This is a genomic window from Kitasatospora sp. GAS1066B (genome assembly GCF_041262605.1).
Classification (GTDB): domain Bacteria; phylum Actinomycetota; class Actinomycetes; order Streptomycetales; family Streptomycetaceae; genus Kitasatospora.
On sequence record NZ_JBGCCO010000001.1, the window covers coordinates 38,040 to 59,486 of the forward strand.

General features: G+C 71.2%; 18 protein-coding genes. 8 read left to right on the top strand and 10 right to left on the bottom strand.

Annotation, left to right across the window (positions count from 1 at the left end):
• Nucleotides 1–46: 46 nt before the first annotated feature.
• The 3 genes from ABH937_RS00205 to ABH937_RS00215 are packed head-to-tail and all read left to right on the top strand — an operon-like array spanning nt 47 to nt 1,847.
• Nucleotides 47–235 carry a hypothetical protein gene (locus tag ABH937_RS00205; RefSeq protein ID WP_280693390.1) on the top strand — a complete coding sequence of 63 codons (189 nt, stop codon included), beginning with the start codon at nt 47–49 and terminating at the stop codon, nt 233–235.
• The gene (locus tag ABH937_RS00210) at nt 232–894 is read left to right on the top strand and encodes a cytochrome b N-terminal domain-containing protein (RefSeq protein ID WP_280693389.1); all 663 of its coding nucleotides are present in this window, start codon (nt 232–234) and stop codon (nt 892–894) included. Before ABH937_RS00205 ends, ABH937_RS00210 begins: the two co-directional genes overlap by 4 nt.
• A complete protein-coding gene (locus ABH937_RS00215; protein WP_280693388.1) occupies nt 891–1,847 on the top strand; it encodes a hypothetical protein in 957 nt (318 codons plus the stop codon). Before ABH937_RS00210 ends, ABH937_RS00215 begins: the two co-directional genes overlap by 4 nt.
• A 292-nt stretch (nt 1,848–2,139) precedes the next feature.
• Here the strand turns inward: ABH937_RS00215 and ABH937_RS00220 are convergent, their stop codons facing one another.
• Together ABH937_RS00220 and ABH937_RS00225 are read right to left on the bottom strand one after the other, a co-directional pair.
• Nucleotides 2,140–3,111 (bottom strand): alpha/beta hydrolase, encoded by a 972-nt coding sequence (locus ABH937_RS00220; protein WP_370216697.1) that lies wholly within the window; start codon nt 3,109–3,111, stop codon nt 2,140–2,142.
• 169 nt (nt 3,112–3,280) lie between these two features.
• Nucleotides 3,281–6,079, bottom strand: a complete 2,799-nt coding sequence (locus ABH937_RS00225; protein ID WP_370216698.1) for an AAA family ATPase — start codon at nt 6,077–6,079, stop codon at nt 3,281–3,283.
• A gap of 219 nt (nt 6,080–6,298) precedes the next feature.
• Between ABH937_RS00225 and ABH937_RS00230 the strand changes: the two genes are divergently transcribed.
• Nucleotides 6,299–7,255 carry a helix-turn-helix domain-containing protein gene (locus ABH937_RS00230; protein ID WP_280693385.1) on the top strand — a complete coding sequence of 319 codons (957 nt, stop codon included), beginning with the start codon at nt 6,299–6,301 and terminating at the stop codon, nt 7,253–7,255.
• A gap of 49 nt (nt 7,256–7,304) precedes the next feature.
• Here ABH937_RS00230 and ABH937_RS00235 read toward each other — a convergent pair whose 3' ends face one another.
• From ABH937_RS00235 to ABH937_RS00245, 3 genes are all read right to left on the bottom strand, one after another.
• The gene (locus ABH937_RS00235) at nt 7,305–9,509 is read right to left on the bottom strand and encodes an MMPL family transporter (RefSeq protein WP_370216700.1); all 2,205 of its coding nucleotides are present in this window, start codon (nt 9,507–9,509) and stop codon (nt 7,305–7,307) included.
• A 76-nt stretch (nt 9,510–9,585) separates the two neighbouring features.
• Nucleotides 9,586–10,980: an NAD(P)/FAD-dependent oxidoreductase gene (locus ABH937_RS00240; RefSeq protein ID WP_370216701.1), complete on the bottom strand. Its 1,395-nt coding sequence runs from the start codon at nt 10,978–10,980 to the stop codon at nt 9,586–9,588.
• Between the two features lie 47 nt (nt 10,981–11,027).
• Nucleotides 11,028–11,384 (bottom strand): cupin domain-containing protein, encoded by a 357-nt coding sequence (locus tag ABH937_RS00245; RefSeq protein WP_370216702.1) that lies wholly within the window; start codon nt 11,382–11,384, stop codon nt 11,028–11,030.
• Nucleotides 11,385–11,922: 538 nt separating this feature from the next.
• Between ABH937_RS00245 and ABH937_RS00250 the strand changes: the two genes are divergently transcribed.
• The 4 genes from ABH937_RS00250 to ABH937_RS00265 are packed head-to-tail and all read left to right on the top strand — an operon-like array spanning nt 11,923 to nt 16,019.
• Nucleotides 11,923–13,047 (top strand): spermidine/putrescine ABC transporter substrate-binding protein, encoded by a 1,125-nt coding sequence (locus ABH937_RS00250; protein ID WP_370216703.1) that lies wholly within the window; start codon nt 11,923–11,925, stop codon nt 13,045–13,047.
• A 31-nt stretch (nt 13,048–13,078) separates the two neighbouring features.
• On the top strand, nt 13,079–14,230 hold the full coding sequence (locus tag ABH937_RS00255) for an ABC transporter ATP-binding protein (protein WP_280693379.1): 1,152 nt from the start codon (nt 13,079–13,081) through the stop codon (nt 14,228–14,230).
• A complete protein-coding gene (locus ABH937_RS00260) occupies nt 14,227–15,159 on the top strand; it encodes an ABC transporter permease (RefSeq protein ID WP_280693378.1) in 933 nt (310 codons plus the stop codon). Before ABH937_RS00255 ends, ABH937_RS00260 begins: the two co-directional genes overlap by 4 nt.
• Nucleotides 15,159–16,019 carry an ABC transporter permease gene (locus ABH937_RS00265; protein ID WP_280693377.1) on the top strand — a complete coding sequence of 287 codons (861 nt, stop codon included), beginning with the start codon at nt 15,159–15,161 and terminating at the stop codon, nt 16,017–16,019. The genes ABH937_RS00260 and ABH937_RS00265 overlap by 1 nt, the downstream gene beginning before the upstream one ends.
• Before the next feature lie 77 nt (nt 16,020–16,096).
• On the opposite strand, the gene ABH937_RS00270 is transcribed toward ABH937_RS00265, so the two are convergent.
• Genes ABH937_RS00270 through ABH937_RS00290 form a run of 5 tightly spaced genes read right to left on the bottom strand, consistent with a single transcriptional unit; the run spans nt 16,097 to nt 21,438 of the window.
• Complete coding sequence (locus tag ABH937_RS00270; RefSeq protein WP_280693376.1) at nt 16,097–16,909, bottom strand: ABC transporter ATP-binding protein; 813 nt, start codon at nt 16,907–16,909, stop codon at nt 16,097–16,099.
• Nucleotides 16,906–17,907, bottom strand: coding sequence for an ABC transporter ATP-binding protein (locus tag ABH937_RS00275; RefSeq protein WP_280693375.1), 1,002 nt, complete (start codon nt 17,905–17,907; stop codon nt 16,906–16,908). The genes ABH937_RS00270 and ABH937_RS00275 overlap by 4 nt, the downstream gene beginning before the upstream one ends.
• On the bottom strand, nt 17,904–18,830 hold the full coding sequence (locus tag ABH937_RS00280) for an ABC transporter permease (protein ID WP_280693374.1): 927 nt from the start codon (nt 18,828–18,830) through the stop codon (nt 17,904–17,906). Before ABH937_RS00280 ends, ABH937_RS00275 begins: the two co-directional genes overlap by 4 nt.
• The gene (locus ABH937_RS00285; protein ID WP_280693373.1) at nt 18,827–19,774 is read right to left on the bottom strand and encodes an ABC transporter permease; all 948 of its coding nucleotides are present in this window, start codon (nt 19,772–19,774) and stop codon (nt 18,827–18,829) included. The genes ABH937_RS00280 and ABH937_RS00285 overlap by 4 nt, the downstream gene beginning before the upstream one ends.
• Entirely contained in the window at nt 19,774–21,438 is a 1,665-nt protein-coding gene (locus tag ABH937_RS00290; protein ID WP_280693372.1) for an ABC transporter substrate-binding protein, read from the bottom strand. Before ABH937_RS00290 ends, ABH937_RS00285 begins: the two co-directional genes overlap by 1 nt.
• Nucleotides 21,439–21,447: the final 9 nt, after the last annotated feature.

A 21,447-nucleotide genomic window follows, 5' to 3' on the forward strand; every position in this document is an offset into this window, starting at 1 on the left:
GTGTCGAGCCCCAGTCAGTCCATCTGATCCAGAGAGTCAGGGGCCCGTGACCGGATCCGGATACCAGTTCACCCGCACGCTCGCCGCGCCGATCGACCTCAACGGCACCGGGCACTACGTCCACTGGGGCGTCGTGCAGATCTCCGTCGCCAATCTCGTGGTGATCGCCCTGATGGTGCTCGTCTTCGTGCTCGCCCTGCTGCTGCCCTTCCCGCGTGGACGGAAGCGCGGATGAGCAGCGCCGCCCCGGCCCCCGAGCGCGGCTGGACCGCGGCAGTGCGTCGCCGGCTGGTCACGGCGCTGCCGCCGGAGAAGCTGCTGCCCGACAGCCAGCCGGCCTACATGGCCTCGTGGGTGTACGTCTTCGGCGTCCTGACGGTCTCCTCGCTGATCGTGGTGCTGGTCAGCGGGGGGTTGCTGGCCCTGAAGGGGCCCGCGTGGTGGCACGTCTCCACGGTCGGGAAGTACGTCAACAGCCTGCACCTGTGGAGCGTCGAGCTGTTCATGTTCGTCCTGGTGCTCCACCTGTGGGCGAAGTTCTTCATGGCGGCCTGGCGCGGCCGACGGGCCCTGACCTGGATGACCGGCGTGGTCGCGTTCCTCACCGCCATCGGCACGGCGTTCTCCGGCTACCTGGTCCAGCAGAACTTCGACTCGCAGTGGATCGCGGACCAGGCCAAGGACGGCATGAACGCGGTCGGCATCGGCGCGTTCTGGAACGTCCTCGACTTCGGCCAGATGCTGATGTGGCACATCGTGCTGTTCCCCGTCGTGATCTGCCTGCTGAGCGCGTGGCACGTGCTGCTGGTACGGCTGCGCGGCATCGTGCCACCCATCGACGCCCCGCTGACCGACGCCGAGCAGGTCCCGCCCGGACAGGAGGGCCAGGCGTGAGGCGCGGAACCCGCCGGGCCGGCACGCCGGAGTCGTCCGCGTTCCCGACCCGGCCCTACGACCTGATCAAAGAGGTCACCATCGCGCTGGTCCTGGTCGCCGCACTGACCGCCGGCCTCGCCGCGCTGTTCTCCTCCCCCGACGAGCCTCCCGTCACCCTGGGCTCGTGGTCACGCGCCGACTCGGCCGACTTCACCGCCACCGCGGTGTCCGAGCTCGGCGGCACCAGCACCACCGCCCAGTACGGCCCCCCGTACAACCACACACCGGGAGCCGGACAGAAGATCGGACCAGTCGGCCTCCAGCGCTTCGCCGGCGTGCGCATCCCGATCGACACAGCGAACGACTTCGTGATCCAACCCCTGCGCCAGGCCCCCGAACCGGCCCCCGTCACCGCCGCCCTCACCACCTGGAACACCGCACCCGCGAACCAGCAGCAGGCGTGGACCTCCGCCTACGCCGACGCCCTCGGCAAAGCCCCGAACGGCGACCTCGCCCAGGTGCCCCCCGGCGACTACGGCCCGGTCCCGGTCCTCACCGCACGCCTGCTGGAACTGGCCCAGTCGGGTGCGCTGGACGGCGAACTGCTCACCGAGGGAACCCAGTTCTACCAGACCGACTACACCCGCCCGCTGCTCTTCCTCGGCGACGGAACCTACTTCGCCGGCCTCGCCCAGGACCAGCACCTGGCGGGCGACCAGTGGGGCATGATGAACGAGACCGGCAACTACCCAGGCCAGGCCTGGCTGTGGCTCTACACCTTCTGGTACCAGATCGAGCCGTTCAAGAGTTCCCACAACGCCGACGCCCTGGTCTGGGCACTGATGGCCCTGCTCAGCCTGGTCCTGGCCCTGGTGCCCTTCCTCCCCGGCATCCGGTCGATTCCGCGCTGGACCAGGGTGCACCGGCTCATCTGGCGCGACTACTACCGCACCCAGCAGCCGCCCCGCTGACCCGGTGCGCGGGGCGGCCCCGTGCGCGGGGCTGTGATGACTGGCAGGTGCCCGGAACTGTTCGCGCCCCGCTGCCGTCGGTGGTTGAACCGAGGGCAACGGGGCGCGGCGGGTGGCGGCCCGGTCAGGTGGTCGTGGCGCGCACGGCTTCGACGATCAGCCCGGCCACCTTCTTGGGGTGGGCCGGCATCACCAGGTGCGAGGAGTGGACCTCGACCTGGACGCATCAGCGAACCGCCGTGCACCAGCACGACGGTCGGGGAAGCCGGCCCGTGGCTGGTGCGAGCGGACGTCAGGCGCCGTGCAGCGCGTCGCGCAGCGTCTGCGCCGCCAGCGTGATGGCGGCCTGGGCCGCATGCGTCTCGCGCAGCGCGTTGAGCATCACGAAGTCGTGGATGATGCCCTGGTAGCGCACGGCGGTGACCGGGACGCCCGCCGCACGCAGCTTGTTGGCGTAGGCCTCGCCCTCGTCGCGCAGCACGTCGGCCTCGCCGGTGATGACCAGGGCGGCGGGCAGGCCGGTGAGCTGGGCGGTGGTGGCGCGCAGCGGGGAGGCGGTGATCTCGGCGCGCTGGGCGGGGTCGGTGGTGTACTGGTCCCAGAACCACTGCATGCCGTCACGGCGCAGGAAGTAGCCGGTGGCGAACTGGTGGTACGAGTCGGTGTCGAAGGCGGCGTCCGTCACCGGATAGAAGAGCACCTGGTGACGGAGCGTCACATCGCCGCGCTCCTTGGCCATCAGGGTCAGCGCGGCGCTCATGTTCCCGCCGACCGAGTCGCCCGCGACGGCGAGCCGGGTGCCGTCCAGCTCCTTGGTGGCGCCCTCCCGCACGATCCACTGGGCGACGGCGTAGTTCTGCTCGATGGCGACGGGGTAGCGGGCCTCCGGCGACAGGGCGTACTCGGGGAACACCACCGCCGCGTCCGCGCCGATGGCCAGCTCCCGCACCAGGCGGTCGTGGGTGTGCGCGTTGCCGAAGACCCAGCCCGCGCCGTGGATGTAGAGGACCACCGGCAGGGTCCCGGTGGCACCGGCCGGGCGCACGATCCGGGCCCGGACGCTGCCGGTCGGGCCGCCCGCCACGGTGATCCACTCCTCGTCGACAGCCGGCAGCTCGACCGGGCCCGACTGGACCTCGTCGACCGCCTTGCGGCCCTCGGCGGGCGCGAGATCGAACAGGAACGGGGGCTCGGCCGTGGCCTGCGCGAACGCCTGGGCCGCCGTCTCCAGTACGGGCTGGACCGGCTTGAAGTCGTGCGTCATTTCCGTCTCCTAATAGTGCGAGTGGTCCCGCCTCGGCGGGAGCCGGCCGGCCTCGGTACCCCGAGGCGCGATCGCCACCGTAGGACCACTCGGCCGGGCCGCGTTTGCCGACAGCGACTCGGCTCTGGCCTGTCCGCGCATGCACCGGGGCGGCCCATCCGAGCCTAGGTCAGTCGACGGGTCGGTCAGTGGACAGCACGTCGTCCAGCGCGTCGCGCAGTTGGGCCCGCGTGGTGATGCCCAGCTTGGGAAATATCTTGTGCAGGTGGAAGCCGATGGTGCGCGGGGAGAGCAGCAGCTTCGCGCCGATCTCCCGGTTGGTCAGCCCGGCGGCCGCCGCCTGGGCGATCTGCAGCTGTTGCGGCGTCAGTTCGGCGGCGTGGTGGGCGGGTTCGGTTCGCGCGGTCGGCACGCCGGCGGCCCGCAGCTCCGAGGCGGCGCGCTCGGTCCACGGGCGCGCGTCCAGTCGCTCGAAGACGCCGAGGGCGGCGCTCAGCAGCGTGCGGGCCTCGGTGACCCGGCGGCGTCGGCGTAGCCACTCGCCGAACTCCAGTCGTGCCAGGGCCCGTTCGAAGGGCCACTGGTCCCCGGCGGGGTCGGCGAGGGCGGCGCGGAAGTGCGGTTCCGCCTCGTCCGGCTCGCTGAGCAGCGCGGTCGCCCGGTGCGCCACCGCGTCCAGGCGCGCGGAGCGGTGCTCGCCGAGCGAGCGGACGGCGACCTGCACGACGGACCGGGCGTCGTCCGTCTGGCCGGCCCGGACCGATGCCGCGGCGAGGTCGGCGAGGTAGTAGTACGACGCGTGGTAGTGGACCGGGACGGGGTGGAAGTCGCGCGAGAAGACGGCTCGCAGGTGCCGGTACGCCGCGAGGTGGTCGCCCTCGACGAAGGCGGCCAGGCCCAGCGCGTGGCAGGACCGCACGAACAGGCTGGGCGAGCAGGACAGGTCCACCCCGGCGACGGCTGTCTCGGTGAGCCGGCGCGCCCCGGCCGCGTCGCCGTGCAGCGCCAGCAGCGTGGCTTGCAGGATCGGCGATCCCGCCACCACGTTCTCCGCCCCGACCTCGACGGCGATCCGGTAGGCCTCCTGCGCGGTGGACCGGGCCGCGGACCACGCGCCGCTCTCGAACAGCGCGAACGCGAGTGCCTGCGCGGCCACGGCGTCGCCACCGGCCGTGGCGGTGCGGCGCAGGTGGTCGATCACCTGCCCGAGGATCCGCACGGCCGTCGCGGTCTCGTCGAGGATCCAGGCGGCACCGCCGAGTTGGGTCAGCTGGAGGAGCGAGTCCTCGGGCGCCTCGGCCAGTGTCCGGTGCAGGGCGGGCACCGCCCATGCGCGGTCCGCGAGCGGTTCGGTGGCCGCCCGCAGCCAGACCCGGGCCGGTTCGTCGGGCTGCGGCGGCACCAGGTCGGCGAGGCGGCGCAACTCCGCGCGGTAGAAGGCGGATCCGACGTTGTACGCCGGGGTCGCCGCCGTCCCCAGGGCGTTCATGGCGAGCTCGGGGGCCGGAGCCACCATGGACTGCGCGACGGGCACCAGGAATCCCAGCGCCTCCTCGTGCCGGGTGGTCACGGCCAGGGACCAGCCGGCCCGGATGGACGCCTCGGCGAGCAGTTCCGGGTCGTCCGCGGTGGCGCAGACCTTGACGGCCAGCTCGCCGACCCACTGGGGGCAGCCGCCGAGCATCGCCATGGTGGCGGCCTCGAGCAGCCTGCGCGCCCGCAGGTCCGCGTCCGGGGTCAGTGCGGCCGCGCGCTCCAGGGTGGCCGCGGCGGCAGCGTAGCCGCTGCCTCGGCGGGTCCGCTCCGCGCTGGCGGCCAGTGCCTTGGCCACCTCGTCGTCCGGTCCGAGGGTGGCCGCGGCGAGGTGCCACGCGTGCCGGTCGGAGTCGTCGACCAGTGCCTCGGCCAGCGCCTGGTGGGCGGCCCGCCGCTCCTCGAAGGAGGCCGCCCGGTAGACGGCGGAGCGCACCAGCGGATGGCGCAGCCGGACCTGCCCCGAGTCCAGCCGCACCAGGCCCGCCTGTTCGGCGGGCAACCAGACCTGCGGGTCACCCGCGTCGGGCGTGGCCCGCAGCACCTCGGAGAACTCGGCGGCGCCGGCCGCGGCCGCCAGCACCAGCACCTGCCGGGTGCGCTGCGGCAGGCCCGCGAGGTCCGCCGCGAAGATCCGCTCCAGCCGGGTGGTGAGCGGCAGCGATTCCGCCGCGTCCGCGCCTTGGCTGCCGGGCGTCAGCGCGACCGCACGAGCCAGCTCGATCAGCACCAGCGGATTGCCGGCCGCCTGCTCCAGGATCCGCAGCCGGGCCTGGCCGCGCGGCGGCTGCGGTTGGCGATCGAGCAGCATGCCCGCGTCCGCGCGGTCCAGCGGCGTGATGGCCAGGTGGGCGAAGTCCCGGTCGAACCAGGCCGGCAGCGCGTCCTCCCGCGCGGCCAGCAGGACGGCCATCGTCGTGCCGTCCAGGCGGCGTGCGACGAAGGCGAGGACCTCCACGGTGCCCGGGTCCAGCCACTGCGCGTCGTCGACCAGCAGCAGCAACCGCCGGTCGGTGGCCGCGTCGGCGAGCAGACTCAGCGCGGCACAGCGGATCAGCAGCGGATCGGGCTGTCGGCCGCCGGTCACCGCCTGCTGGCCGAAGGCGGCCAGCAGCGCGTCCCGTTGTGGGGCGGCCAGCCGGTCGACGGATCCGAGCAGCGGGCGCAGCAGCTGGTACAGCCCGGCGAATCCGAAGCCCGTCTCGCCCTCGCCGCCGCGCACTCGCAGCACCTGGTAGCCCCGGCTCGCCGCGAGGGCCGCGGACCAGTCGACCAGCGTGCTCTTGCCCGCTCCCGGTTCGGCGGTGAGCACGAGCACCTGGCCCCCGGCGCAGCTTCGGCCGTCCGCGGCGTCGAGCACGTCCGTGATCCGCGCCAGCTCGCAGTCCCGGCCGAGGATCGACGGGGCTGACGCGGACTCGAAGACGCTTTGCATGGCACCCCTTGCTCGATGGTGTTCGGCGCTGTCCACGGTGTTCGACGCCGTCCACCGGCACGAGACCGGTCATCTGACAGAAGCGCGGTCACCCGGACCATGGGAAAGATGGTGCCAGGTCAGCACGGGGGATCAAGGCCGACCGACGACCGTGCCCTGCTCTCCACCCGGGGACCGGCACGGTCGGGAACAGACCTCTCCGCCGGCGAAGGGAGCCTCGTGTCGACCACGGTGTCCACCGAATCGCTGTCCCCCGCCGAGCGTGCCGAGTTCTGGCGGGAGACCGTCTCGCGGGCCTACGTGCCGCTTCAGGTCGACTTGCTGGAGCAGCGTCCGTCCGTCGCGGTCCTCAGCAGCGACCAGCTGGGAGCCGTGCAGATCTCCCGGGTGTCGGCCGGACCGCAGACCGTCAGCCGCAACCGGCGGACCATCGCGATGGGCGGTGAGGGCTGGGTGTCGGTGGCGCTGCAGCACCGGGGCCGCGCGAGGATCTCCCAGGACGGGCGGGAGATCACGCAGGGCCCGGGCGAGCTCGTCGTGTCCGAGTCCAGCCGCCCGTTCACCAAGGAGTTCCCGGACGCCTTCGACTTCACGGCGATCCGCCTGCCTCGCGCCGCTCTCCAGGTCCACGACAACGACCTGAAGGCGGCCACCGCCACGGCGTTCGCTCCCGGGTCCGGAGCCACCGACGTGGTCGCCGCCTACCTTCGCCAACTGGCCGCTCAAGCGCCGCAGCTCGACCCCTACACCGGGGGCCGGCTCGCCGACGCGGCCATCGATCTGCTCGCCCTGCTCATCCAGGAGCGCACCGGCGCCCTGAACCCGACGGCGCCGGAGACCGCTCCGGCCATGCTCGCGCGGATCAAGGACTACGCCATCCACCACCTCGGCGACCCGTCGCTCTCACCCGAGCAGATCGCCACCGCGCACCACGTCTCGGTCCGCTACCTCCACAAGCTCTTCCAGAGCGAGGAGACCACGGTGGCCCGCTGGATCCAGCGCCGCCGCCTGGAGATGTGCGCCCGGGACCTGTCCCGGCGCGCCGCGGCCTCGCCGACCGTGTCCTGCGTGGCCCGGCGCTGGGGATTCGTCAGCCCCGCGCACTTCAGCCGCGTCTTCCGCGCCGCCTACGGCGCCACGCCCCGCGAGTGGCGCGCCCGGGCGAACGCCGGCTGAGGGCAGCGCGCCCCGGGGCCGCACTCGCCTCGGCCACCGTCGAGCAGCGTCAGCGGCCGACGTCCTCGGAGACGGCCTCCCGGTCGCGGGCCAGCTGTTCCTCCAGCTTCTCGCCCTCGATGTCGGGGTTCGGCACGTACTTGGAGAACCACTGCGGGTGGTACCAGACCTTCGCGCGGACGATCGCCAGCACCGCGGGCACCAGGGTCAGCCGGACCACGAAGGCGTCGAGGAAGACGCCCGCCGCGAAGCTGAAGCCGATGGCCTTGATGGTGGGGTCCTTGCTGAACATGAACGCCACGAAGATGAAGAACATGATCAACGCGGCGGCGGTCACCACCCGGGCCGACAGGCCGGTGCCGCGCTGGACGGCGCCGCGGGCGTCGCCGGTCTTCGTGAAGTCCTCCTTGATCCGGGAGACGACGAAGACCTCGTAGTCGCTGGAGAGGCCGAAGATGATGGCGAGCATGATGATCGGCAGGAAGCTGATCGTCTCGGCCTTGGTGATACCGAAGACGCTCTGGCCCCAGCCCCACTGGAACAGTGCGACCGTCAGGCCGAACGCGGCCGAGACCGACAGCAGGAAGCCGATGATCGACTTGATCGGCACCAGGATCGTCCGGAACGCGAACGTCAGCAGGAGGAACGCCAGCCCGACCACGACCGCCAGGAACACCGGCAGCGCGGCGGACAGCTTGGCGGACACGTCGATGTTCGAGGCCGTGACGCCGCCGATCAGCACCTTCGCCCCGCTGGACCCCTCGATCGCGGCCCGGTTGTCGCGCAGGGCGTGAACCAGGTCGGCGGTGGCCGGGTCGCTCGGGCCGGTCGTGGGGACGACGCGGATGACCCCGACGCCGTTGGTCAGGGCCAGCTGGGTGACCGCCGTGACGCCGGGGACCTTGCTCAGCGTGGCCGCCATGGCCGCCACCGCCTGCGGGGTGGTGACGCCGTCCGCGACGACCTGGAGCGGGCCGTTGAAGCCGGGACCGAAGGCCGCCGTCGTCAGGTCGTAGGCCCGGCGGGAGGTGTCGGAGGTCGGCTTGGAGGAGCCGCTGGGCAGCCCCAGCTGCACGTCCAGCGCCGGCACCGCGCACAGCAGGAGCAGCGCGACGCCGCCGATCAGGGTGGGGATGCGGTAGCGGACCACGAAGCGGGCCCAGGCCGCCCCGAAGGTCTTCTGTGGCGCGGTGGCCGCCGTCATCGCGACCTCCTCGTGGTGGCCCCGGCGCAGCGGCGAGCTGATGAAGTTGGTCACCTTCTCGCCCGCGAAGCCGAGCATGGCGGGGAGCAGGGTGAGCGAGATCAGCAGCGCGATGGCCACCGCGGCGGCCGCGGCCAGGCCCATGATCGTCAGGAACGGGATGCCGACGACGGACAGCCCGCAGAGCGCGATGATGACGGTCAGTCCGGCGAACACCACCGAGCTGCCGGCCGTGCCGGCGGCCAGGCTGACCGACTGCTCCACCTCGCGGCCCTGCAGCAGGTGGTTGCGGTGCCGGGAGAGGATGAACAGGCCGTAGTCGATGCCACAGGACAGGCCGAGCATCAGGGCGACGGTCGTCGAGGCCGAGGCGATGGTGACGACCGAGGCGATGGCGGTGACGCCGGTCAGGGTGATGGCCACGCCGATGACCGCGGTGAGGATCGGCAGACCGGCGGCCACGAACGCGCCGAAGGTGATCAGCAGGATGATGAACGCGACCACCAGGCCGATGAGTTCCGGGAGCTCCGAGGGGACGAGCCGCCAGCCCGGGTAGACGCTGCCGGAGTACTCGACCTGGACGCCCGCGTCCCGGGCCGGTGTGACGGCGGCCTGCACCGCGTTCAGCGTGGCGTCCTTCACATCGGCCGGCTGCGCGGTGTACTGCACCTGGCCGAGCGCGACCTGGCCGTTCGGGGAGATCGCCTTCGCCAGGAACGGGTTCGAGACCGAGGCGACCTGCGGGACCTTCGCCAGGTTCGCGACCGCGGCCTCGATCCCGGCCCGCGGCACCGGATCGGTGACCTTGACCGCCCCGTGGGTGGCGAAGACGACCTGCGTCTGACCACCCGCCAGAGCCGGCAGCTTCGCCTTGAGCAGGTCTGCGGCCTGCTGCGACTCGGTACCGGGGATGGTGAAGTTGTCGTTGGTCTTACCGCCACTGGCGACCGAGACGGTGATCGTGACGACGGCGACCAGGAGCCAGATGCTCAGCACCAGTCGCCGTCGCCGAAACGCCCACTGGGCCAGGCGGAACAAGTAAATTGACACTTGCTCACGGTCACACGCCACGCCCCCGGCCGGCCCGCCGGGCTGCGCCGTCCGGGGCGAGTGCGCCGGCAGCGGGTCAGGAGTCGAAGCCGAGCCCGAGGCGGTCCATCGTCTTGAGCCAGAGGTTGCGCCGGCCCGCGTTGCGGTCGGCGTGGTCGAGGGAGCGCTTGGTCAGCTCGATGCCAGCCCAGCGCACGGGCTCGGGCGGGAAGGGGAGCGGCTTGCGGCGCACCATCTCCAGCGCCGTCCGCTCGGTGCGCTCGCCGGCCAGCAGGTCGAGCATCACTTCGGCGCCGAAGCGGGTGGCGCCGACACCGAGGCCGGTGTAGCCGGCGGCCAGGGCGACCTTGCCCCGGTAGGCGGTGTCGAAGAAGGCGGAGAAGCGCGTGCAGGTGTCGATCGCGCCGCCCCAGGCGTGGGTGAAGCGCAGGCCCTCAAGCTGCGGGAAGGTCTGGAAGAAGTGCGTGGCCAGCGTCTGATAGGTCTGCGGGCGGTGGTCGTACTCGGCCCGGACCCGGCCTCCGTAGTGGTAGACGGCGTCGTAGCCGCCCCAGAGGATCCGGTTGTCGGCGGAGAGCCGGTAGTAGTGGAACTGGTTGGCACTGTCCCCCAGCCCCTGCCGGTTTCGCCAGCCGATCGAGGCGAGTTGCTCGGCGCTCAGCGGCTCGGTCATCAGCGCGTAGTCGTAGACCGGAACGGTGTAGGCACGGGTGCGGCGGACCAACGAGGGGAAGACGTTCGTCCCGAGGGCGACGCGGCCGGCGAAGATCCGGCCGTACGCCGTGCGCACGGCAAGGCCCGCACCGGATTCGGCGAGCGCGGTCGCCTCGGTGTGTTCGTAGACCCGCACGCCCAGGTCCAGGCAGGCCTGCTTCAGGCCCCAGGCGAGCTTGGCCGGGTTGACCATGCCCACGCCGTCCTTGTCCCAGAACCCGCCGAGGTAGGTCGGGGAGTTGACCTCGGCGCGCACCGCGTCGGCGTCCAGGACGGCGAAGTCGCCGCCGAACTCGGCTGCCATTTCGGCGAGTTCGTGCAGGTCGTCGACCTGGTAGGGCTCGGTCGCCACGTCGATCTCACCGGTGCGCTCCCAGTCGCAGTCGATCGCGTAGCGCTTGATGCTGTCCTCGACGGCCTGGAGGTTGCGCGCGCCCAGCTTCTCGAGCCGGGCCAACTCGCCGGGCCAGCGCTGCTGGCCGTTGCCGAGGCCGTGGGTGAGGCTGGCGGCGCAGAAGCCGCCGTTGCGCCCGGAGGCCGCCCAGCCGATCCGCTGCCCCTCGATCAGGACCACGTCCAGCGAGGGGTCGCGCTCCTTGGCGATCAACGCCGTCCACAGGCCGCTGTAGCCGCCGCCGACCACGAGCAGGTCGCAGTGGACGTCGCCGACCAGCGCGGAACCGGCCTCGGGGCGCGCGGGATCATCCAGCCAGAACGGGACCGGCTTGACGTCCTGCAGGGAGGCGACGGGATCCATCAGGGTGTTCCTTCGTGCGAGGGGGTGGGGGCGGGGCCGGCCGGGGATCAGGCGGGGTCGCGGAGCGTGATGGCGTAGGCCTTGCGCAGCGTCTCGTGCACGGTCCAGGTCGTCCGGTCACCGTGGTTCAGGACGGCGGCGTCGCCTGGTCCCACCTCTAGGGTGGGGCCGCCGGCGATCTCGACGGTGGCTCGACCGCTGACCACCACGAAGAGCTCGTCGGCCTCGGTGTCCGTCACCACGCCGGGGGTGATCTGCCAGATCCCGCGAAGTTGCCGGCCGTCCGGGGACTCCCAGAGCACCCGACCGGTGACCTGGGGCGTTCCGGAGATGACCTGCGACGGATCCAGCGGCTCCGGTTCGAGGTCGGCGTCGGGTATGTGCAGGGCGAAGCTGTTGGTCATGGAGCGACGCTATCCGCCCGTGGCAGAACCAGGGGGAGGCAGAGTGTGTCGCTCCCGCGTTCCGGGGTGACATCCCGTAAGAGGGTCCCCCGTCGGTGGGCTGTGCTGGGATCATCCCGCCCGGACCCCGCACCGTCCCACTGCCAGATCAGCAGACCTTCTGTTGCGCCTTTTACAAGGTGTAGGTGGCCAAGCGGGGGCCTTATCACGCAGGGTGATCAACGATGCGGAAGTCGTTGCAGAACGCTCAATGTTGGTAACGATTCCGCTGTCATCCGAGGTCTGAGCAGGGGGAATCCGTTGTTCCCGCCCTAATCTCTGACCCCATCCGCTGTCCCCGCAGCGCAATTCCCCCACCACCGCTGGAAAGGACCATCGACCAGCACCCCGCGTTCTGCAGAAAGGCCACTCCATCCCCATGACGGGCCCCAGTTTTGCCGATCTGGTGCGGTTCACCAACCGAACCCGCTCTCATTCGGCGGCCGCCGCGATAAGCCGCCGTTCCCTGCTCCGTGGTGTGACAGCGGGAGGGCTGGCCGTGGCCGGCACCGGACTGCTGTCGGCCTGCGGCGTGCCGGGCCATGTCGTTCCGCCCGGTGGCAAGGAGGTGGGGCAGGCCGGCAAGGACTACTCCGCCACCGAACGGACGGTCGACTTCGCGACCTGGCCGGCGTACATCGACGTCGATCCGAAGGACCCCAACAAGCGGCCCACGCTGGACGCCTTCGTCAAGCAGAGCGGCATCCAGGTCAACTACCTGGAGATCATCAACGACAACAACGACTGGTACACGAAGGTCGACCCGTCGTTGGTCAAGGGCGTCGACACCGGCTACGACCTGATGGTCGTCAGCGACTACATGGTGGCCAAGTACCGGGCGTACGACTACATCCAGGAACTCGACCTGGCGAACATCCCCAACCACGCGAAGATGCTGCCCAGCGTCATCAAGGACGCGACCGATCCGGGCCGCCGCTTCTCCGTGCCGTGGGCCTACGGGTACACCACCTTCGCCTACAACACCGACCTGGTGAAGCAGCCGATCACCTCGATCGCGGAGGTCTTCACCCGGGCGGACCTGCGGGGAAAGGTCTCGCTCTTCAGCGAGATGGAGGACACCGTCGCGATCTCGCTGCTGGCGCTGGGATTCGATCCGGAGAACTTCACCGAGGCCCAGTTCAACCAGGCACTGGAGTACGTCCGCCGGGCCAAGGACTCGGGCCAGATCCGCTCCTTCACCGGGAACGACTACCTGAGCGCCTTCCAGCAGGGCAACACGGCGGTGACGATGGCCTATTCGGGCGATGTGGCGCAGCTCGGCAAGCCCAACCTGGTCACCGTCGACCTGCCCACCGAGGGCATGCTCTCCTGGTCCGACAACTGCGTCATCCCCAACTTCGCGCGGCACAAGACCAATGCCGAGAAGCTGCTGAACTACTACCTGGAGCCGGACGTCGCCGCCGCCCTGGACGACTTCATCAACTACATCCCCTCGGTGGACGGCGCGGTGGCGTCGCTCCAGCAGCTGGACCCCACCGCCGCCGCCGTGCCGCTCATCGTCCCCAGCCAGGAGATGCAGGACAAGGCCCGTGGCTTCATGGCCCTCAGCATCGCCCAACTGGACGACTACACCAGCCGATTCCAGCAGGTCACCGGCCAGTAGCGGACCCGTCTCCTCAGCGAAAGAAGTATCGATGAGCTCCAACGACGTACTGGGCCGCATTGAGGGCGGGGACCTCCGCCTGGTCGGCCTCACCAAGCGCTTCGGCGCCTTCACCGCCGTCGACAATCTCGACCTGACCATCCCGCAGGGCTCGTTCTTCGCCCTGCTGGGCGCGTCGGGCTGCGGCAAGACCACCACCCTGCGGATGGTCTCCGGGCTGGAGGACCCGACGGCGGGTCAGATCTTCCTGGGCGACGCCGAGGTCACCGACACCAAGCCCTACCGGCGCCCGGTCAACACCGTCTTCCAGAACTACGCGCTCTTCCCGCACCTGGACATCTTCGAGAACGTCGCCTTCGGCCTGCGCCGGCGCGGTTTCAAGAGTGTCCGGCCCCAGGTGGAGGAGATGCTGGAGCTGGTCGAGCTGGGCCACCTGGCCAAGCGCAAGCCCAACCAGCTGTCCGGCGGCCAGCAGCAGCGCATCGCGCTCGCCCGCGCCCTGATCAACCAGCCGCAGGTGCTGCTGCTGGACGAGCCGTTGGGCGCGCTGGACCTCAAGCTGCGCCGCCAGATGCAGATCGAGCTCAAGCGGATCCAGACCGAGGTCGGCCTGACCTTCGTCCACGTCACCCACGACCAGGAGGAGGCCATGACGATGGCCGACACCATCGCGGTGATGAACCAGGGCCGGATCGAGCAGTTGGGCTCCCCCGCGGAGCTGTACGAGAACCCGAGCACCACCTTCGTCGCCAACTTCCTGGGCCAGTCCAACCTGATACCCGGTGTGGTCGAGGGCGTCGACGGCGGTGTGGTCACCGTCCGCGCCCACGGCCGCGCGCTCACCCTGAAGGCCGACCGCGCCCGCGCCACCAGCGGTGCCGTGATCCTCGGCGTCCGCCCGGAGAAGGTGCAGATCGCCGGGTCCGAGGACGAGGTGCCCAGCGGTTTCAACTGCCTGACCGGCACCGTGGTCGACACCTCGTTCATCGGTGTCTCCACCCAGTACCTGGTCAAGCTGGCCTCCGGCGAGGAGATCTCGGTGTTCGAGCAGAACACCGGCCGCGCCATCCAGCGCCCGGGCAACGAGGTCGCCGTCTACTGGGACCCGAGCCAGGGCTTCGGCCTGGACGGCACCCAGGACATCGAGGCCGGCGCCGTCCTGGACGAGGAGGGCGCCGCGTGACCGCTGTCGCCGACCCCACGGCCGGAGCGACGCAGCGCAAGCCGGCCCCGCCGGATCACAAGCCGCGCCGCAACCTGACCCCCTGGATCCTGCTGCTGCCGGGTCTGCTCTGGCTGACCGTCTTCTTCCTGCTGCCGATCCTCACCTCGGTCTCGGCCTCGGTGCAGACGGGCAACTACGACGACGGCTTCAAGCTGACCTGGCACTGGGCCAACTACGGGCACGCGATCTCCGACTACGGGACGCAGTACTGGCATTCGGGCCTGTACTCGACCCTCACGACGGTCCTCTGCCTGGCGCTGGGCTACCCGGTGGCCTACTTCATCGCCTTCAAGGGCGGCAAGTGGAAGTCACTGCTGATGGCCCTGGTGATCGTGCCGTCGTTCACCAGCTTCCTGATCCGCACCATCGCCTGGGAGACCATCCTCGCCGACCAGGGCCCGGTCGTTCACGTGCTGCGCAGCGCGCACGTCCTCGGGCTGACCGAGGCGCTCGGCTGGACCACCGGCGGCCATGTGATCAACACCCCGGCAGCGGTGGTCTGCGGCATGGTCTACAACTTCCTGCCGTTCACGATCCTGCCGCTCTACACCTCGCTGGAGAAGATCGACCCCCGGCTGCTGGAGGCGGGCAGCGACCTCTACTGCAGCACCTTCACCACCTGGCGGCGGATCACCCTGCCGCTGTCGATGCCCGGCGTCGTCGGCGGCACCCTGCTGACCTTCATCCCGGCGATCGGCGACTACATCAACGCCCAGCTGCTGGGCAACCCGAACACCGGCGTGGTCGGCCAGAAGATCGAGGACCTGTTCCTGCGGCAGACCTCCGGTTACCCGGTCGGTTCGGCGATCTCGGTCGTGATGATGGTCGGCACGCTCGTCCTGGTGATGAGCTACATCCGCAAGGCCGGTACGGAGGATCTGCTCTGATGACGACTCTGACTGCTCCCCCCGCGGCCGGCGCCGGTGCCCCGGCGGTCCGCCGCCGCAGCCCGCTGAGCTGGGCCCGCGAGCACATCCTGCTGGTCGTCACGGTGGCGATCTTCGTCTTCATGCTGCTGCCCAACGCGGTCATCCTGTGGATGTCGTTCAACCAGCCGGTGGGCAAGTTCAACTACGTCTGGAACCACTTCTCCACGGCGGCCTGGGCCAACCCGTGCGCCAACCCCGCGATGTGCCACAGCATCGGGCTCTCGCTGGAGATCGGCGCCGTCGCCACCGTGGTGGCGACGATCCTGGGCACGATGATCGCCTTCGCGATGGTGCGCCACCGCTTCAAGGCCCGCTCCGGCATCAACGCCCTGCTGTTCCTGCCGATGGCCGCCCCCGAGGTGGTGATGGGCGCGACGCTGGCCGCGATGTTCTTCAACACCGTCGGCCCCGGCGGGCTCGGCTTCTGGACCATCACGATCGCGCATGTGATGTTCTGCGTCAGCTATGTCGTGGTGACGGTCAAGGCCCGGCTCGCGGGGATGGACCCGACCCTGGAGCGGGCGGCCCAGGACCTCTACGCCACGCCGTTCCAGACCTTCACCAAGGTCACCCTGCCGCTGGTGGCCCCCGGTATCGCGGCGGCGGCGCTGCTCGCCTTCGCGCTGTCGGTGGACGACTACATCATCACCGTCTTCACCGCCGGCAACCTGGAGACCTTCCCCATGTACATCTGGGGATCGGTGCAGCGCGCCTACCCGGCGCAGATCGACGTCATCGGTTCGATGATGCTGCTGGGCACCATGGCGGTCATCGCGCTCTCGACGATCCTCGGTCGGGTGCGAGCCGCCCGGAAGTAGCCTGATCGCGACAAGGCCCCCGACCGCAGCACAGCGGTCGGGGGCCTTGTCGTGCTCAGGTTGCCGCAGTTCCCCGCCTACACCCCCACCGTCCAGCCCGGCACCGGCACGGCCTCGCGCAGCGCCCGGGTGTACTCCTCGGCCGGCGCGTCGAGCACCCGCGCGCAGTCGCCCTGCTCGACCACCCGACCGCCGCGCAGCACCAGCACCGTGTCGCAGAGCTGCCGCACGACCGCCAGGTCGTGCGAGATCAGCAGGTAGGTCAGCCCGGTCTCGGCGCGGATGTCCGCGAGCAGGTTGAGGATCTGCGCCTGGATCGAGACGTCCAGCGCCGAGACCGCCTCGTCCAGCACCAGCACCCGCGGCCGGGCCGCCAGCGCCCTGGCGATCGCCACCCGCTGGCGCTGGCCGCCGGAGAGATCGCGCGGCCGGGCCAGGGCCTGGCGCTCGGTCAGGCCCACCTGGTCGACCAGTTCGTCGAGTCGCTTCGCGCGCTGCTCCGCCGTCAGCCCGCCGTGGTGGCGCAGCACCTCCGCCACCGCGGCCCGCGCGCTCTGCCTCGGGTCGAGCGAGGTGTACGGGTCCTGGAAGACGATCTGCAACTCCCGCGCCCGGGCACCGCGCTCCACGCCCCGGCGCGCCGGTCGGCTGCGGTCGCGCCCGAGGACCGCGATGCGGCCGCTGGTCGGGCGTTCCAGCCCGACCAGCATCCGGGCGATGGTGGTCTTGCCCGATCCCGACTCGCCGACGATGCCGAGCGAGCCGCCGACCGGGACGTCGAACGAGACGTCCGCCACGGCCTGGTGCCGGACCCCGCGCGCGCCCTTGAACACCTTGGTCAGTTCCCGTACCTCGACCGCCTGCGCGGTGTCGGTCCCTGCTGTGCTCATACGCTCGCCTCCTTGCTCGGCCGCGCCGGGCGGATCTCGGTCACCCGCGCGCAGCGCACCAACCCGCCGTCGAACTCGGTGAGTTCCGGCGGCCGCTGCTCGCAGGCCGGCCGCGCGTGCGCGCAGCGCGGCGCGAACGCGCAGCCCTGGCCCGACTCGAACGCCGAGACGGGACGGCCTGGAATGGCCGCCAGGCGCTCGGCCCGCCGGTCGATCGCGGGGCGCGAGCCGAGCAGCCCGGCCGTGTACGGGTGGGCGGCGCGCTCGTGCAGCGTGTCGGCGGACCGCAGTTCGACGATCCGCCCCGCGTACATCACCGCGACCCGGCCGCAGACAGCCAGCGCGAGGTCGAGGTCGTGGGTGATGAAGACCATGCCCATGCCGCGCTCACGGCGCAGCCGGTCCAGGATGGCGACGACCTCCTGCTGGATCGTCACGTCGAGCGCGGTGGTCGGCTCGTCGGCCAGGATCAGCCGGGGCTCGGCGAGCAGCACCGAGGCGATCATGACGCGCTGCAGCATGCCGCCGGAGATCTCGTGCGGGTACTGCCGCAGTCGCCGGGCCGGGTCGTCGATGCCGACCTCGGCCAGCACCGCCGCCGCCCTGGCCAGCGCCTCGCGTCTGGGCACCTTTCGGTTGCGGACCAGCGCCTCGATCAGGAACGCGCCGATCCGGCGGGTCGGGTTGATGTGCGCACGGGGGTCCTGGAAGACCAGGCCCACACCGCCGTCGCGGTAGGCGCGCAGGGCGGACCCGTCCATCGCGCCGACGTCGGCGCCCTCGAAGCGGATCGTGCCCGAGGCCCGCGCCGCGGCCGGCAGCAGCCGGGTGATCGCGCGCACGGTCATCGACTTGCCCGAGCCGGACTCGCCGACCAGGCCCAGCGCCTCGCCGCGGGCGAGGGTCAGGTCGATGCCGTCGAGCAGCGTGCGCGGGGCGCCGTCCTCGGTGGCGATGTCGACCGTGAGACCCGACAGTTCCAGCAGTGGCCCGCTCATCCGACGGCTCCCACGGTCGTCTCCTTCTGGTTCGGCGTCCCCACGGGCGCCGTGTTCGGCACTCGCCGGTCGCCGGTGCGCTTCGCGCGGCGCAGGTAGCGCGGCGGTTTCTCGCCGCTGATCCGCGCGCCGAGCACGGTCAGTGCCAGGACGGTGAGCACGATCAGCACGCCCGGTGCGATCACCGGCAGCCAGTACCCCTTCAGCAGCGCGTCGGTGTCGCTGACCATGACGCCCCAGTCGGGCGTCGGGGCCTGGACGGCGAGGCCGAGGTAGGAGAGCGAGGCGAGGTCGAGCAGCGCGTAGCCGAAGGCGATCGCTGCCTGGCCGACCACCGTGGGCGCGATGTTGCGCAGCACGTGGCCGACCGAGATCCGCAGCACGCCGAAGCCCTGCACCGACAGGGCGTCGACATACGGGCTGACCCGCTGCTGGCGCGCCGCCGCCCGCACGATCCGGGCCAGGAACGGCACGTAGGCGATCGAGAGCGCGGCGACGGCCGGTGTCAGGCCGGGCCCGAACAGGGCCACCGTCAGCACCGCGAGCAGCAGCCCGGGCAGCGCGTAGATCAGGTCGAAGACCCGGGCCACCACCGCGTCGACCCAGCCGCCGTACCAACTGGCCAGCAGCGCCAGCGGGATGCCGACCAGCAGCGAGACGCCGACGACCAGCGCCGGGCCGAGCAGGCTGGTGCGCGCACCGAACATCAGCCGGGACAGGATGTCGCGGCCGATGCCGTCCGCGCCGAGCAGGTGCGCGGCGGACGGACCGGTGTAGGCGTCCAGCAGGCTCTGCCGGTTGGGGTCGGCCGGGGCGAGCAGCGGCGCGGCGAGCGCGATCAGCAGCACGACCAGCAGGAACACCGCCGAGGCGGTGCCGGCCAGGCCCAGCCTGCCGGTCGTCGTTCTCAGCTTCTCTCTCACGAGGTGCTCCCGGCCGTGCGCAGTCGCGGGTCGACCAGGGCCTGGATCAGGTCGCTCGCCGCGTTGCAGACCACGAACGCGGCGACCAGCAGCAGGGCCACGGCCTGGACCACCGGGAAGTCCTTCTGGGCCACCGACTGGATCGTCAACTGCCCGATCCCCGGCACCGCGAAGGCGGACTCGACGACCAGCGTCGAAGCGAAGGTGCCGGCGGTCAGCAGGCCGATGGCGGTGATGATCGGCGGCAGTGCGTTGCGCAGCACGTGGCCGCGGAGCACCACGAGCCGGGGCAGGCCGCGCACCAGCGAGGTCTGCACGTGCTCGCGCGCCAGCTCCTCGCGGACCGCGTTGCGGGTGACCCGGGCCAGGAAGCCGCAGGAGATCACCGCCAGCGCGCAGGCGGGCAGCACCAGCGCGTCGATCTTCCCGCCCAGTCCTTGGCCGACGCCGGAGGCCGGGAACCAGCCCATCCTGATCGCGAAGACCGAGATCAGCAGCGTGGACGCGACGAACGGCGGCACGCTCACCGAGACCGAGGTGAACGCGCTGACCGCGCCGTCGACGCGGCCGGGCCGCACGGCCGCGGCCAGCCCGAGGCCCAGGCCCAGGACCACCACCAGCACCATGGTCATCAGCACCAGCAGCAGCGTGGTGCCGAGCCCGGCGCTGATCCGGTCGGCGACCGGCTGACCGGTGACCATCGAGGTGCCCAGGTCACCGTGGAGCACGCCGGTCAGCCAGTCCCAGTAGCGGACCGGCAGCGGCTGGTCCAGGTGCAGCCGGTGCCGCACCGCCACGCGGGCGGCGGCGCTCGGCATCCGGCTGCCGAAGAGCACGTTCTCCGGGCTGCCGGGCGCGAGGTAGAGGCTGCCGAAGATCAGCACGCTGGACAGCAGCAGCGTGGTGAGCAGCCCGCCGAGGCGGTGCAGCAGCAGACGGGTCATCAGGGCGCCCCGATCGCGGTCACCCAGGCGTTGTCCATGTAGGAGAAGGTCAGCGGCGCACCGGTGACGTCGTGGCTCTGGAAGAGCAGCGCGCGCGGCGCGACGATCGGGATCCAGGGCAGGTCCTGCCCCAGCACCGTCTGTGCCTTCAGCACGGCCTGGGCCCGGGCGGTCGGGTCGTCGGTGGCCTGGGCCGCGTCCAGATCCTGCTGGACGGCCGCGCTGTCGTAGCCGTTGAAGTTCTGCGCGCCGGTCGCGGTGGCGTAACTCGCGTACATGGTCTGCGCTTCCGGGTACTCCATGTAGTTGATCGTCAGGAACCCGTCGTAGGCGGCCCGGGCCTTCGGGTCGGTGAACAGGCTGCCGTACTGCTGGTCCGGCAGGCCGACGATCTTGATGTCGAGGCCGATCGCCTGGCCGGTCTGCTGGAGCACCTGGGCCAGCTGCGCGGAGGACGGAGTGCCGGCCGCGTACGCGATGGTCACCGGCTTGCCGCTCGCGCCGGCCTGCTTGACCAGGGCGGTCGCGCCCGCGAGGTCCGGGCCCTTGGCGAGCTTGTCGTAGGCCGTGCGGTAGACCGACTCGGCGGGGTTGCCCTGCCAGAAGCCCGGCCCCGCGACGGCGTAGAGCGGGTCGGCGGCGCCGCTGTAGATGGTCTTGGCGATGCCGGCCCGGTCGATCGCCATGCTCAGCGCCTGCCGGGTGCGGGCGTCGGCGAGGCCGCCGCTGAAGCTGGAGACGACCAGGTCGACGTTCTGCGTGGTCGAGCCCTCGCCGCCGATGTAGAGCTTGCCGCCGGCCGCCCGGCTCAACTGGCTGATGGTCGAGGCCTGCAGGTCGAACGCGCCCTGCACGGCGTTCGAGGCGAGCGCGTTGGCGAGCGCGGACGGGTCGCCGAGGAACTTGAAGGTGACCGTGTCCGCCTTGCCCGCGTGGCTCGGGTCCCAGTAGTTCGGGTCGCGCTTGAGCACCATCTGGTTGGTGCCGTCGAACGACTGGACGGTGTAGGGCCCGGCGCAGACCACGCCGACGTCGGCGTTGCCGAAGTCGGTGCCGGCCTTGACCGCGAAGGCCTGCTCCACGACCGCCGCGCCCAGGGTGCCGAGGGTGCGGACGAAGACGTAGTCGGGCTTGGACAGCGTGACGGTCACCTGCGAGGGCCCGGTGGCCTTGATCGAGGCGACGTCGTTGTAGGAGTCGGCGTAGTTGCTGGCGACCTGCGGGTCCATGTTGCGAGTCAGGCTGTAGACCACGTCGTCGGCGGTGACCGGCTTTCCGTCGCTGAACCGCGCCCGCGGGTCGAGCTCGAGCACCACGTGCTCGGCGTCGGGCTGGCTCCAGGACTTGGCGATGCCGGGGTGGACCGAGTAGTCGGCGGCCACCCGGAGCACCGGCTCGCAGACGTTGCCGAGGATGGTCTCCTCGGGATAGTCGGCCGTCTTCACCGGGTCCTCCGCGTACGGCGCGCGGTAGTCCCCGGACCAGGTCAGCGAGTTGATCGGCTTGGTACCCGGCGCGGTGGTGACCTGCGCGGTGGAGAAGTTGCTGTTCGCGTGCGGCGAGGCGGCGCTGCCGCCCGAACCGCACCCGGTGGCGAGCAGGGCCACCGTCACGGCGCAGAGGGCGGCACGTGGGACTCTCGTGTTCACGGTTCCGGTGTTCATGGTGCTGAC